The following is a 13,490-nucleotide window of genomic DNA, read 5'->3' as shown; positions in this document are numbered from 1 at the left end:
CACGCATTTCAGGCATGGCGGGCGATCAGTTCCTTCAGCGCCTTCTCGAAGCGGTGGATTTCCTCGATCGTGTTGTAGTGGACCAGCGAGACGCGCACGGCACCGCTGTCCATGCTGAGGCCGAGGCGGGCCATGAGGCGCGGCGCATACATATGCCCGTCGCGGATGCCGATCTGCATCTCGGACATTTCCTCCGCAATCATCTGCGGCGAGAGCTTGCCAATGTTGAAGCAGAAGGTCGGCACGCGCTGCTCGATGCGCTCTTCTTCGCTGACGCCGTAGATGGTCGCGCCGCAGTCCTTCAGCACGCGCAGCATCTCGCGGGCGAGGTGGAGCTCATAGGTGCGGATGGCACCCATGCCGGCGACGATGTTCTCACGGCGCGAGCGGTTGTTGGACGGCGCGAAGTTGCGGCCGACCGATTCCAGATACTTCACCGCCGCATCCATGCCGGCGACGTTCTCGTAGACGAAGGTACCTGCCTCGACCTTATAAGGCGGCTCGTCCGGGATAAAATCCTCGCGGAAGGTGGGCAGGCGCTTCAGCGTCTCGAAGCGGCCCCACAGGAAGCCCATGTGCGGCGAAAAATTCTTGTAGCCCGAGCAGACGAGGTAGTCGCAATCCCAGGCCTGAACGTCGATGAGGCCATGGGGGCCATAATGCACGCAGTCCAGGAACACTTCCGCGCCGGCCGCATGGGCGATCTTGGCCACGGCGGCGACGTCGACGATGGAGCCGATGGAATGCGCGGTCACCGTGCAGGCGACAAGGCGGGTGCGTTCGTTGACCAGTGGGCGCAGGTCATCGACATGCAGGTTGCCGTCCTCGCGCATGCGCCACCAGACGAATTTGGCGCCGGCCGGTTCCAGCGCCAACCAGGTGGCGATGTTGGCGTCATGGTCCATGTCGGTGACGATGATCTCGTCGCGCTCGCCGAGCATCTGGCCGATGCCGAGGCTGACCAGGCGGATGAAGGAGGTGGCGTTCATGCCGAAGCAGATCTCGGCCGGGCTGTAGGCGTTGATCAGCACCGCCACGCTCTCGCGCGCCTCGGCGATGGTCTGGTCGACCTTGACGCTACGGCCGTAGCGGCCGCCGCGCTGGACGTTGTGGCCGACGAGATGGTTCTGCACAGCCTCGAGCACGCCCTGCGGAATCTGCGCGCCGGCGGCATTGTCGAAGAAGATGAAGTCGCCGGCCTTCTGCAGCGCCGGGAACATGGCGCGCGCCTGTTCGACCGGGAACGAGACGGCGTCGGCGGGCGCGATCGGGCTATGCTGGGTCATGGAAATGCTTTCTGGGGTCGAGTTATGTCACGCGGCGCGGACGCCGCCGGGTTTTGCATGAGATGGAGAGGTCAGGCCCGCCCGTAGGCCCGCTTACCCCGAGCCTCGAGGTGGCTGACGAGGCGCACCAGCGGCCACAGGAAGGCCAGGTAGATGATAGCCGCGCCGATGAGCGGGGTGGGATTGGCCATCAGCGCCTGCGCGTCGGTGGCCTGCTTCAACAGGTCGGGCATGGCCACGACCGAGGCGAGCGCGGTGTCCTTGTAGACCGAGACGCAGTTGGAGGTGAGCGGCGGAATGACGACGCGCAGCGCCTGCGGCAGCACCACCTTGCGCAGCGCCAGCCAGAAAGGCAGGCCAAGGGCTGCCGCCGCCTCGAACTGGCCGCGAGGAATGTTTTCGATGCCGGCGCGGCAAACTTCGGCCGTGAAGGCGGCAAGCACCATCGACAGCGCGATCGTGGCCGAGGCGAAGGAGGACAGGCGGATGCCGACGAAAGGCAGCGCATAATAGATCAGGATCAGCACCACCAGGATCGGCAGGGCCCGAAAGATGTCGACATAGAGCACCGCCGCCGCCCTGACCGGGCGTGGCCCGTAGAGCCGGCCCAGGCAGACGAGCAGGCCGGCGATGCAGCCGAAGAAGATGCTGGCGCAGCCGAGCAGAATGGTGTTGCCGAGCCCGCGCAGCAGGATCGGGAAGGACCTGACCAGGACGTCCCAGTTGAAGAAGGTGTTGATCAGTTCCATGGACCGGGCCCGTATCTTGAGGAACCTTCGCTGCCGCCAGGCGGCGGGAGCGCAGCGGATGTGACAGGAGCGCCGGCGCAATGGCGCCGACGCTCCGATATGGATCATTCCGCCTTTGGCAGCGGCATGACCGTGACGGTGCTGGTGCCGGCTTCCGGATCGGCCTCGAACCACTTCTTGTGGATCGCGGCCATGGTGCCGTCTTCCTTCATGGCCGAGATCGCCTCGCTGGCCTTCTCGACCAGCGGGTGGTCTTTCTTGGCCATCATGGCGAAGCGCTCGCCGGTGGGGATGCGGACCAGGATCTTCAGGCCCGGGATCTTGGTCATGGCATATTGGAAGCCGGCGAGCTCGCCCGCGCCGCCCTCGATGCGGCCGTTCTGCACCTCGAGCAGCAGGTCCTGCTGCGAAGCGTAGCTCTTGACCTCGGCGATGCCGAGCTTCTCGGCGTTCTCCTTGGCCCAGGCTTCGCCGGTGGTGGCGGCGACGACGCCGATGGTCTTGCCCTTCAGGTCGTCCAGCGAGGCAACGGTGGAATCGGCCTTGCCGACGACGGTGCCGTCGCTGTCATAGTAGGGCTGCGTGAAGGACTGGTTCTGCAGGCGCTCATTGGTGATCGAGATCGACGAGATGGCGAAGTCGATGCGGCCCGAGCTGGTGCCGGCGAACAGGGCCTGGAAGCCCATGTCCTGGAATTCGACGTCCATGCCCAGACGCTTGCCGACCTCGCGGGCGACGTCCACCTCATAGCCCTCGAAGTCGCCGGCCTCGGTCTTGTATTCCCATGGCGGATTGGCCGGATAGGAGCCGACCGTGATCGTGTCGGCGAAGGTCGGCGCCGTGAAGGCAAAGCCGGCCGCCACCATTATTCCCATTAGTCCCAGACGCTTGAGCATTTTCACTCCCTTTTTGTTCGGCCACACCACGTGGCGCTTTTTCCACCCCTTTCAGCGCCCAGTCGACCGGGCGCTGCAGGCGGGCGATGCCTGAATTCCTCCCTAGGAAGCGCGGCTGCCGCGCAAACCAATTCTCTGTTCAAGGCCCTGCAACAGCCTCTCGACCGCCTCGTCGCTGGTGACCATGCCGGGCGAAAGCCTGAGGGTCGAGCCGCGCGCATCGCAGTAGAGTTTTTCGCTGCGCAGTTCCGACACCACCCGGGCCGCCTCCACGCCCTCGGGCAAGGCCAGCATGACGCTGCCGCCGCGCTGCCGCTCGTCAATCGGCGAGGCCACCGACCAGCCGTTTTCCAGCGCGCGCTCGATGATGCGCCCGGTGAGCACCAGATTGCGCGCGCGGACGGCATCGACGCCGGTGCGCATCACCCATTCCAGCCCCGGCAGCGAGGCGACGCTGGCGAGGATCGCCGGCGTGCCGTGGTCGAAGCGGCGGACATCCGAGGCGTAGGCGAATTTGTCGAGATCCCAGGAAAATGGATTCTCCTGGCTGAACCAGCCGCGCAACTCGGGCTCGCAGGTCGCGAGCAGTTCGGGCCGCACCTGCAGGACGCCGGCGCCGGACGTGCCGCACAGCCATTTCAGCGAGGAGGAGACGACGAAGTCGACGCCGGTGGCGCTGACCGTGAAGGGCGCCACGCCGACGCCCTGGGTGATGTCGACCCCCACCAGCGTGCCCATGCGCCTGCCATGCTCGGCAAGGCGGGCGACATCGCAGCGGTGCGAGGCGGTGGAGGTGACGAAGGTGAGCAGCGCCACGCCGACGTCCTCCTGCCAGCGTGCGATGACGTCTTCGTCACGCACCCAGGTCTCGCCGGGGCGCAGCGGCACGGTGTCGAGCACGAAACCGAATCGCTCGGCAAGTTTTGCCAGCAGGAAATGCAGGCTCGGAAAGCAGTCGCCGGCGACGAGGAAGCGGCGGCCTTCCAGATGCGCCTTCGGCAGCCCGCCAATGAGGCTGTAGAGGGCCGTGGTGACGTTTTCCGCCGTGGTCAGCGAGCCCGCGGGCGCGTCGATCAGCATGCGCCATGTGTCGACGAAACGCTGCCGCGCGGCCATTGCGGCCGGCCACTGGCCGTCGTCCTCGGCCGACCAGATCTCCGAAAAGGCCGACAGGGCAGCGGCCATGGCCTCGGCCTTGCCCGGAAAGGTCCCGATGGAATGATAAAGAAAATAGCCAGCCATGCTCTCCCCCTCGGCTTGTGATCATGTGATCACAAAACGGGGTCGGGATCAACGAGGCGGGGCGAACAATTTTCCGACAACCCGGGTCCGGTGTTCGTGGGAGAGCTCGCCTCCCTCGCTCACAAGGCCAGAACGGAGAGCGGCGGCAGCCTTCCCGTTCTCCGTCGTCCCGGAGCGCGAGCGAAGGGCGGAGGTTCCGCGGATCCATGCCTCGGACTCTCAACCAAATTGAGGCGTGGTGGCGATCTTTCGGAGACGCCCCTGGCTGCAGCAGCGTCGAGGCATGGATTCCCGACACTCTCCGCTCGTTTCACTCGCTCACGAGGTCGGGAATGACGGAGTTGGTGATGGCCGGCACGCAACTTTCGCTGTCGGTAGACCGGGAGCTGTCGGGGACCTCCAAATGGGGCATGGCCCTCCTTCCGTCGTCCTCGGGCCGGAGCACGAGCGAAGCGAAGGGCGGAGGTTCCGGGGACCCATGTCTCGGACTCTCAACCGGCAGTCCGGCTAAGGCTGCCACAGCGACCCGGCGCTTCTGCCGGGTTCAGCGCGAATAGACGCCGCCCTAGGACGCCTTGCCAATGCTCGAAAAATCCACGGATTTTGCATCCGCTCCCTCCGGGCAAATGCCGCGCAGGGTTTCCTGCGTTGCCTCGATGTCGGCGATCACCGCGTCGCGGACGCGGGCGAAGTCGCGCGCCTTGAGGGCGTCGATCACTGCCCGGTGCTGGCCGGAAGGCTCCATGGTGCCGGCCTTCATGGAAGGCGCGACGTGATGCGACAGAAGCCGCATATAGGGGCCGAAGCGCAGCCATAGCGTTTCGATGAGCTGGAACAGCACGTCCGAACCGGAGGCACGGTAGATGATGAAGTGGAACTGCTGGTTCTTGCTGATCAGGTCGTAGATGCTGTCGTTGCGGCCGATATCCTGCTGCTCGGCCACGATCTGCTCCAGCGTGGCAATGTCGGCCGGGGTCAGACGTGGGGCGCCAAGCTCGGCGGCAAGGCCCTCGACGGCCACGCGCGCGCGGCACAGGTCGTCGAGCCGGGCGCGGGTGACGGGCGGCACGCAGGCCGAGCCGTTGGGGGCGATTTCGAGCGCGTTTTCCGCCGCCAGCCGGCGCAGCGCCTCGCGCACCGGCATGTTGCTGGTGCCGAAGGCCTCGGCCAGCGAGGCGATGGTGAGGGTCTGCGACGGGTCGAAACGGCCGATCATCAGCGCATGGCGAAGCTGCTGGTAGACGCCGTCCTGCACGGTCATGCGGCTCGCCACCGGCTCGAAGCCCAAATCCATCGCCATTTTTTACCCTCCGCCCCGGCCTCGGCTATGCTGGGCAGGGCCGCAACCGGTGCAACGATTCCGCACCCTATGATCATCTGATCACAGATCGGCGGCCGCGCCAAGCGATGTTGATGGATCAGCTCGCCGGCTCACCGATGGTGACGGCAAGCGGCGGCAGGCCGGCGATCTCTCCCCGCAGCCCATTGCCAGGCACCACCGCGCCGACGCCCGCGGGCGTGCCGGTGAAGATGAGGTCGCCTGCTTCCAGCCGGTAGAAGCGCGAAATGTGCGCGATGACATCGCCCACCGGCCAGATCATCTCGGCCAGGTCGCCTTCCTGTTTCGTCGCGCCATCGACCGATAGCGCGATGCGGCCACGCGCCGGATCGAAGCCGGCAGCAGCCGCTTGCGCGGCTGGCACGAGGCGGCCGGTTGGCGCGGACTGTTCGACGTTCTTGGCGACGTCCCACGGGCGACCGAGGTCCTTGGCGGCCGACTGCAGGTCGCGCCGGGTCATGTCGAGGCCGACGGCATAGCCCCAGATTTTTGTCAGCGCCGCCTCGGGATCGACGCGGAAGGCCGGGGCGCCGAGAGCCACGACGAGCTCGACCTCGAAATGGTAGCTCGAGGTCTCGGGCGGATAGGCGATGTGGCAGGCGTCGGCCGGGTCGGCGTTCACCACCATCTCGGCCCATTTGGTGAAGAAGAATGGCGGCTCGCGGTCGGGATCCTTGCCCATCTCGCGGGCATGGGCGGCATAGTTGCGGCCGATGCAGAACACCCGGCGCACGGGATAATCGTCGCCGCCCACCGTCTTGAGAAAGGTCGCCGGAGGCGGATCGAACACTCTTGCCACGCTTGGCTCCTGCCATTTGCGGGGTGCGGCCGATCTGGCCGCACGACACCGCCGATGCTTGGGATTAGCCCGCTTCGGCGAGCAATTCCAGCGGAACCGAAGCGGCCGGCGCTATCTGCCGACCACCAGCGCCCAGTATTTCTGGTCGCTGCCGTCGCCGGCGCGCACATAGGCAAGGCCGAAGCGGCTGAAGCGCGGATCGAGCATGTTGCGGCGATGGCCCGTAGAGTTCATCCACATGTCGAACAGCTTTCCCATCTCCATCCGGCCCACGGCGACATTCTCGGCCGCCGCACCCTCCACGCCATTGTCGCGCATGCGCGCGGCAAAATCCTTGCCCCGGCCGGTTGTGTGAGCCATGCGCCCGGCGCGTGCCATGTAGCCGGCCTGCTGCAGCGCCGCCCGCTCAAGCCTGGCATCGGCCTCCAGCTTGCCGAGACCGTTGGCCTTTCGGATTTCGGCCAGATAGCCATAGGCCGAAGTGGAGGCGACGCCCCCCTCGCCCGGCGTGCGCGCCGTCTGGCACGCGGCAAGAAACAAGATGGCGCAGAGCGCTGCGCCCTTGAAAAAACCCTTCGTCACGTCTGGTGTCCACCCTTCGGTCTGACTGCGGCCTCGGGCGCCGCTTGGGCGACTGCAGGCCGGAAAGTTCGTTTGGCGCGCAATCTCGTCAAGAATGTGCCCGCAGACGCGGACAACGCGGGCACGGCCCTACAGGCGCCATGCGGCCCAATCTTGCACATGTACACAAAGATGCTAGCTTTTGCCGGCGGTTCGGATTTCCGGACGCGCCGAGTTGCGGAGGGGGGCCGCACCGCGAAACGGATGGCGGAGGGGAAGCAATGAAGGACAGTGCGCTTTTCTCGCCGGAAAGCCTCGCATCCTTGCCGCCCAGCTCTTGCCCCCCTCATGCGGTTTCGCCGGCCGGCGCCCACTGGCGCAGGCCGAGCGGCCTTTGCGCGGCGGCACTTTGCACCGTCCTGATCGCCGGCTGCCAGAAGCAGGAACAGGCGGCGGAGCCGCAACTGGTCAGGGTGCGGGCCCAGACGGTCGAGTTCAGCGATTATACCCCCGCCCTCTCGCTGACCGGCGTGATCGCGGCGCAGACGCTGAACAACCTTTCGTTTCGGGTCGGCGGGCGCGTGGCCGAACGGCTGGTGGATGTCGGCCAGCACGTCGAGAAGGACATGGTGCTGGCCAGGCTCGACCCGCAGGCGCAGGAATCGGACTTCAAGGCCGCCGAGGCCAATCTGACGGCGGCGCAGGCGCAGGCCCGCCAGGCCACCGCCGCGTTCGACCGGCAGAAGACGCTGCTGGCGCAAGGCTTCACCACCCGGCGCGACTACGACCAGGCTGAGCAGAGCCTGCGCACGGCGCAAGCCTCCGTCCAGGCCTCGCAAAGCCAGCTCGCCGATGCGCGCGAGAGCCTTTCCTTCACCGAACTGCGCGCTGGCGCGGCGGGAATAGTCACCGCACGCGATGTCGAGACCGGCCAAGTGGTGCAGGCAGCGCAAACGGTGTTCACCGTGGCCGAGGACGGCGACCGCGACGCGGTGTTCGACGTGCAGGAGAGCCTGGTGGTCAACGCCACGGAAGTGCCGCCGGTGACGATCACCCTGATCTCGAACCCCGAGATCAAGGCCACCGGCCAAGTGCGCGAAGTGTCGCCTGTGGTGAGCCAGGCCGCGGTGCGGGTGAAGGTGGGCATACCCAGGACGCCGTCCGCCATGCAGCTGGGCGCGGCCGTGACCGGCACCATACGGGCGCACCCGCACAGGGCGGTGATGCTGCCCTGGCAGGCTCTGGCCTCCATCGACGGCAAGCCGGCGGTGTGGCTCATCGATCCGGGCACGCGACAGGTGGCGATGACGCCGGTGGGCATCCGTGCCTACAGCGACGGCAACCTCGTCATCGACAAGGGGCTGGAGCAGGGCCAGCAGGTGGTCACGGCCGGTGCCCAGCTTTTGCGGCCGGGCCAGCCGGTGGAGATCGCGGAGCAAGCCCGATGACGCTCCCTCGCCTCCTCCTTGCCGCAGGCATTCTGGCAGCCCTTGGCGGCTGCTCGAAGGAACCGGAGCAGCAGCCGGAAATCGTGCGCCCGGTTCTTTCCATGCTGATCGAGCCGCGCGCTGCCCAGACCCAGGGCTTTGTCGGAACGATCCAGCCGCAGGTCAGCGCCAGTCTTTCCTTCCGCATTCTGGGCCGGCTGGTGGCACGCAGCGCCCAGGTGGGCGACCTGGTCAAAAAAGGACAGACGCTGGCGGCCCTTGACCCCGTGGCGCTTGAGCTCTCGCTTCAGGCTGCCCGCGCCGACCTTTCCAGCGCCGAGGCGCAGCAGGCCAATGCGGCCGCGAGCGAAGAGCGCCAGCGCGCGCTGCTGGCCAGCGGCAACACCTCGCAAGCCGTTTACGACTCGGCGCGCCAATCCCGCGACGCCGCCCAGGCCAACCTGGAACGCGCCCGCGCCGACCTTCGCAAGGCGCAGGAGCAGCTCGGCTACTCGCGCCTGTTCTCGGATTTCGACGGCGTCGTCACCGCGGTGGGCGCAGAGGTGGGCCAGACCGTTTCGGCCGGGCAGATGGTGGTGACGGTGGCCCGCTCCGACCTGAGGGAAGCGGTATTCGATATTCCGGAGGCGCTGGCCAACGAATTGCAGGTGGGCGCGCCTTTCGAGGTGGTGCTACAATCGCAACCCTCCATCCACGCGGAAGGCAAGGTGCGCGAGATCGCGCCGCTAGCCGAAAGCACCACCAGGACGCGGCGCGTGCGCCTGACCCTGATCGACCCGCCCGCCGCGTTCCGGCTGGGCGCGACGACGACGGCGCGGCTGGCGGCACGTGCTAGACCATCGATCGTGCTGCCGCTGACGGCGCTACTGGAAAAGGACGGCAAGAGCGCCGTCTGGGTGGTCGACCCGCAATCCTCGACGGTGTCGCTGCGCGAGATCGAGGCAGGCGCCAGGATCGAGGACCGTGTCGTGGTGACCGGCGGCCTGACCGCCGGCACCCGCGTGGTGACGGCGGGCGTGCATAGCCTGAGCGAGGGCCAGAAAGTGCGGATACCGGAGGGAGCGTCGCAGTGAAGGGCTTCAACCTCTCCGACTGGGCGCTGGCCCACCGCTCGCTGGTCTGGTACTTCATGCTGGTCTTCGTGGTGGCCGGCGTCTTCTCCTACCTGCATCTCGGCCGCGAGGAAGACCCCTCCTTCACCATCAAGACCATGCTCATCCAGGCCAACTGGCCGGGAGCATCGGTCGAGGAAACCATCAGCCAAGTCACCGATCGCATCGAGAAGAAGCTCGAGGAGCTGGACAGCCTCGACTTCACCCGCAGCGTCACCACCGCCGGCAAGACGATCATCTTCGTCAACCTGAAGCCCACCACCAGGGCCCGCGACGTCGAGCCGACCTGGGTGCGGGTGCGCAACATGATCAACGACATACGCGCAACGTTCCCCGACGGCGTGCAGGGGCCGTTCTTCAACGACCGCTTCGGCGACGTCTTCGGCAATATCTATGCCTTCACCGCCGACGGGCTGACGCTGCGCCAGTTGCGCGACTATGTCGAGATGGTGCGCTCGCGCGTGCTGACCGTGCCCAATGCCGGCAAGGTGGAACTGATCGGCGCGCAGGACGAGGCGATCTACCTGGAGTTCTCCACCCGCGAGATAGCCGCGCTCGGCCTCAACCAGCAGGCGATCATCCAGAGCCTGCAGGCACAGAACGCCATCACCCCCTCGGGCGTGATCCAGGCCGGGCCGGAGCGCATCAGCGTGCGCGTGACCGGCCAGTTCACCTCGGAAGAAAGCCTCAAGGCGATCAACCTGCGCGTCAACGACCGCTTCTTCCGGCTGAGCGACGTGGCCACCATCGTGCGCGGCTATACGGACCCGCCCACCTCGCTGTTCCGGGTCAACGGGCAGGAGGCGATCGGCCTTGCAATCGGCATGAAGCCCAACGCCAACCTGCTCGATTTCGGCCAGGCATTGCGCGAGGAGATGGACAAGGTGACAGCCGATCTGCCGATCGGCGTCGGCATCCATCTGGTTGCCGACCAGCCGGTGATCGTGGAGGAGGCGGTTTCCGGCTTCACCCGCGCCCTGTTCGAGGCGGTGGCGATCGTGCTGATCGTCAGCTTCGTCAGCCTCGGGCTGCGGGCCGGGCTGGTGGTGGCGTTCTCGATCCCGCTGGTGCTGGCCATTACCTTCCTGACCATGGCCTATATGGGCATCTCGCTGCAGCGTGTGTCGCTGGGCGCGCTGATCATCGCGCTGGGGCTTCTGGTCGACGACGCCATGATCGCGGTGGAGATGATGGTTGCGCGGCTGGAGGTGGGGGATTCGCTGCGCAAGGCGGCGACCTATGTCTACACCTCCACCGCCTTCCCGATGCTGACTGGCACGCTGGTGACGGTGGCGGGCTTCATCCCGATCGGGCTCAACAGCAGTGCCGCCGGCGAATACACCTACACGCTGTTCGTCGTGATCGCGGTTTCGCTGGTGCTGTCGTGGATCGTGGCGGTGCTTTTCGCGCCGCTGCTGGGCGTCACCCTGCTGCCCGCCACCATGAAGAAGCACGAAGAAAGGCCCGGTCGCGTGGCTACCGCCTTTTCGCGGCTTCTGCGCGCCTCGGTGCGCCGGCGCTGGCTGACCATCGCCGCCACGGTGGTGGTGTTTGCCGCATCGCTGGTGGGGCTGGGCTTCGTCCAGCAGCAATTCTTCCCTTCCTCCGACCGGCCGGAGCTGGTCGTCGACTGGAACCTGCAGCAGAACAGCTCGATTGCCGAAACCAACGCGCAGATCGCTCGCTTCGAGAAGATCGCGCTGGCCGGCAACCCGGACATCGAGCACTGGAGCTCCTATGTGGGCCAGGGCGCGGTGCGCTTCGTGCTGGCCTTCGACGTGCAGCCGGCCAACCCCTATTTCGGCCAGATCGTGATCGTGACCAGGAGCGTGGAGGCGCGCGACAGGGTCAGGGCTGCCATCGAGAAGACGCTGCGCGAGGAATTCGTCGGCATCGACACCTATGTGAAGCTGCTGGAACTCGGCCCTCCCGTGGGCCGGCCGGTGCAGTACCGCGTCAGCGGTCCCGACATCCAGACGCTGCGCTCGCTGGCGCTGGCATTCGCCGGCGTGATCGGAAACAATCCGCATCTCCAGCCCCCGACCTTCGACTGGAACGAGCCGGCGCAGGTGCTGAAGGTGGATGTGCTGCAGGACAAGGCGCGCCAGCTCGGCATCACCTCGCAGGATATCGCCAGCGCCATGAACAGCGTGGTGGGCGGCAGCACCATCACCCAGGTGCGGGATGCGACCTATCTCGTCAATGTGGTGGCGCGCTCGCGCGAGATGGAACGCGGTTCGGTGGAGACGCTGCAGAGCCTGCAGATACCGACCGGAACCGGCGAATCGATCCCGCTCGCGGCGGTGGCGAACTTCCGCTACGACATGGAGCAGCCGACGATCTGGCGGCGCGACCGCATTCCCACCATCACCGTACGCGCGGGCATTGCCGACCACTCGCTGCCGGCGACCCTGGCGCGCCAGCTTGCACCGGCGGTGAAGGCCTTCGCCGACAAGCTGCCCGACGGCTATGCGGTGGCGATCGGCGGCTCGGAAGAGGAAAGCGCCAAGAGCCAGGCGCCGATCATTGCCGTGGTGCCGCTGATGCTGTTCATCATGGCCACCATCCTGATGATCCAGCTGCAGAGCTTCCAGCGGCTGTTCCTGGTGGTGGCGGTGGCGCCGCTGGGGCTGATCGGCGTGGTGGCGGCGCTGCTGCCCAGCGGCGCGCCGCTCGGCTTCGTGGCAATTCTGGGCGTGCTGGCGCTGATCGGCATCCTGATCCGCAACTCGGTCATCCTCATCGTGCAGATCGAGGACCTGGTGCGCGAGGGCCGCGACCGCTGGACGGCGGTGATCGAGGCGACCGAGCACCGGATGCGGCCAATCGCGCTGACGGCGGCGGCGGCCAGCCTGGCGCTGATCCCCATCGCCCGCGAGGTGTTCTGGGGGCCGATGGCCTATGCCATGATGGGCGGCATTATCGCCGGCACGGCAATCACGCTGCTGTTCCTGCCGGCGCTCTACGTCGCCTGGTTCCGCATCAAGGAGCCGGAGGCTGGCGACGCCGCGAATTCACAGGCCGGCACACCGGCATAAGGGGACTTCGGGCCTGGCTACTGCACCAGCGCCTGCGGGCGGGAGGGATCGTCCATCATCGCTGTGGCCGCCGCGGGGGCGGCGACCGGAACCGGGCCGCGGCTGGCCTGCGGCAGATAGCGTTCGATCAGTTGCTCGACCTCGGCATTGCGGCTGCGGGCGGTGTCGCCCCCCATGACCACGACCACCAGCTTGCGCCCCTCGGAATTGACCGAGGTGACTATGTTGAAGCCGGAGGCGCGGATATAGCCGGTCTTGATGCCGTCGACGCCCTCGACGCGGCCGATCAGGTCGTTGTGGCCGCGGATCGTCTTGCCGCGAAAGTCGAAGGAGCGGGCGCCGAAATAGCCGTAATGCTGGGGGAAGCGGTTGCGCAGCGCCAGCCCCAGCACCACCATGTCGCGCGCGGTTGTCGTCTGCCGCTCGTCCGGCAGGCCGGAAGCGTTGCGGAACACGGTGTTGCGCATGCCTAGCTGGCGCGCCTTGGCGGTCATCATCTCGGCGAAGCGCTCTTCCGTGCCGCCCAGCGCCTCGCCGAGCGCGACCGCGACATCGTTGGCGGATTTGACCGCCAGCGCATGGATCGCCGTATCCACGTCGATGGTCTGGCCCGGCCGGAAGCCGATCTTGGTGGGTGGGCGCGATGCAGCATGCGCCGAGACCGGGATTTGCGTCGATTTCGTCAAGCGGCCGGCCTCGATGGCCTCGAAGGTCATGTAGAGCGTCATCATCTTGGTCAGGGATGCGGGATAACGCTGCGCCTCGGCATTGGCCTGGTAGAGCACCTTTCCGTTGTTGCCGTCGACCACCATGGCTGCGTGGCGGGCCGAATCGCCCGCCGGCCGAGGCGCCTCGACAGTGCCCAGCGTGCTGGTGGTGGTGCAGCCGGCCATGAGGGCAAGGCCGATGGCCAGACATGCCGCCTTTGCAAGCGAGGCGGGACGAAGGAAAGAAACGACGCGCAAGAAAACTACCTGATCCGGGACCGAGAACCGCATTCGCGACCTGCGTTACAGCTTC

The 13,490-nt window shown here is 66.7% G+C and carries 11 protein-coding genes; 3 read left to right on the top strand and 8 right to left on the bottom strand.

All coding sequences use genetic code 11. From position 1 onward, the window contains the following. Nucleotides 1-8: 8 nt before the first annotated feature. From AC3A4H_RS18195 to AC3A4H_RS18165, 7 genes are all read right to left on the bottom strand, one after another. Nucleotides 9-1,286, bottom strand: coding sequence for a cysteine desulfurase-like protein (locus AC3A4H_RS18195; protein WP_487767958.1), 1,278 nt, complete (start codon nt 1,284-1,286; stop codon nt 9-11). A 71-nt stretch (nt 1,287-1,357) separates the two neighbouring features. Further along, nucleotides 1,358-2,035, bottom strand: a complete 678-nt coding sequence (locus tag AC3A4H_RS18190; protein WP_348778993.1) for an amino acid ABC transporter permease — start codon at nt 2,033-2,035, stop codon at nt 1,358-1,360. A 104-nt stretch (nt 2,036-2,139) separates the two neighbouring features. Then, entirely contained in the window at nt 2,140-2,931 is a 792-nt protein-coding gene (locus tag AC3A4H_RS18185) for an ABC transporter substrate-binding protein (RefSeq protein ID WP_487767957.1), read from the bottom strand. 102 nt (nt 2,932-3,033) lie between these two features. After that, the gene (locus tag AC3A4H_RS18180) at nt 3,034-4,173 is read right to left on the bottom strand and encodes an aminotransferase class V-fold PLP-dependent enzyme (protein WP_487767956.1); all 1,140 of its coding nucleotides are present in this window, start codon (nt 4,171-4,173) and stop codon (nt 3,034-3,036) included. Between the two features lie 565 nt (nt 4,174-4,738). Continuing rightward, on the bottom strand, nt 4,739-5,467 hold the full coding sequence (locus tag AC3A4H_RS18175; RefSeq protein ID WP_487768106.1) for a GntR family transcriptional regulator: 729 nt from the start codon (nt 5,465-5,467) through the stop codon (nt 4,739-4,741). Between the two features lie 124 nt (nt 5,468-5,591). Continuing rightward, entirely contained in the window at nt 5,592-6,311 is a 720-nt protein-coding gene (locus tag AC3A4H_RS18170) for a fumarylacetoacetate hydrolase family protein (RefSeq protein ID WP_487767955.1), read from the bottom strand. A gap of 111 nt (nt 6,312-6,422) precedes the next feature. Further along, nucleotides 6,423-6,893: a CAP domain-containing protein gene (locus tag AC3A4H_RS18165; protein WP_487767954.1), complete on the bottom strand. Its 471-nt coding sequence runs from the start codon at nt 6,891-6,893 to the stop codon at nt 6,423-6,425. A 260-nt stretch (nt 6,894-7,153) separates the two neighbouring features. Here AC3A4H_RS18165 and AC3A4H_RS18160 point away from each other — a divergent pair, with 260 nt between their 5' ends. Genes AC3A4H_RS18160 through AC3A4H_RS18150 form a run of 3 tightly spaced genes read left to right on the top strand, consistent with a single transcriptional unit; the run spans nt 7,154 to nt 12,470 of the window. Then, nucleotides 7,154-8,320, top strand: a complete 1,167-nt coding sequence (locus tag AC3A4H_RS18160; RefSeq protein WP_487767953.1) for an efflux RND transporter periplasmic adaptor subunit — start codon at nt 7,154-7,156, stop codon at nt 8,318-8,320. Next, nucleotides 8,317-9,393 carry an efflux RND transporter periplasmic adaptor subunit gene (locus AC3A4H_RS18155; protein ID WP_487767952.1) on the top strand — a complete coding sequence of 359 codons (1,077 nt, stop codon included), beginning with the start codon at nt 8,317-8,319 and terminating at the stop codon, nt 9,391-9,393. The genes AC3A4H_RS18160 and AC3A4H_RS18155 overlap by 4 nt, the downstream gene beginning before the upstream one ends. Next, nucleotides 9,390-12,470 (top strand): efflux RND transporter permease subunit, encoded by a 3,081-nt coding sequence (locus AC3A4H_RS18150; protein ID WP_487767951.1) that lies wholly within the window; start codon nt 9,390-9,392, stop codon nt 12,468-12,470. The genes AC3A4H_RS18155 and AC3A4H_RS18150 overlap by 4 nt, the downstream gene beginning before the upstream one ends. Before the next feature lie 17 nt (nt 12,471-12,487). Here AC3A4H_RS18150 and AC3A4H_RS18145 read toward each other — a convergent pair whose 3' ends face one another. Continuing rightward, the gene (locus AC3A4H_RS18145; protein WP_487767950.1) at nt 12,488-13,435 is read right to left on the bottom strand and encodes a D-alanyl-D-alanine carboxypeptidase family protein; all 948 of its coding nucleotides are present in this window, start codon (nt 13,433-13,435) and stop codon (nt 12,488-12,490) included. Nucleotides 13,436-13,490 lie beyond the last annotated feature (55 nt).

The organism is Pseudaminobacter sp. Soil_N_29, assembly GCF_057656055.1.
The sequence above is the reverse complement of the archived record's forward strand: the minus strand, read 5'-3'. Positions and strand labels throughout refer to the sequence as shown.

Coding starts and splice junctions, on each gene's coding strand:
- AC3A4H_RS18195 (WP_487767958.1), bottom strand. CDS start 1,286: ATGACCCAGCATAGCCCGATCGCGCCCGCCGACGCCGTCTCGTTCCCG.
- AC3A4H_RS18190 (WP_348778993.1), bottom strand. CDS start 2,035: ATGGAACTGATCAACACCTTCTTCAACTGGGACGTCCTGGTCAGGTCC.
- AC3A4H_RS18185 (WP_487767957.1), bottom strand. CDS start 2,931: ATGCTCAAGCGTCTGGGACTAATGGGAATAATGGTGGCGGCCGGCTTT.
- AC3A4H_RS18180 (WP_487767956.1), bottom strand. CDS start 4,173: ATGGCTGGCTATTTTCTTTATCATTCCATCGGGACCTTTCCGGGCAAG.
- AC3A4H_RS18175 (WP_487768106.1), bottom strand. CDS start 5,467: ATGGATTTGGGCTTCGAGCCGGTGGCGAGCCGCATGACCGTGCAGGAC.
- AC3A4H_RS18160 (WP_487767953.1), top strand. CDS start 7,154: ATGAAGGACAGTGCGCTTTTCTCGCCGGAAAGCCTCGCATCCTTGCCG.
- AC3A4H_RS18155 (WP_487767952.1), top strand. CDS start 8,317: ATGACGCTCCCTCGCCTCCTCCTTGCCGCAGGCATTCTGGCAGCCCTT.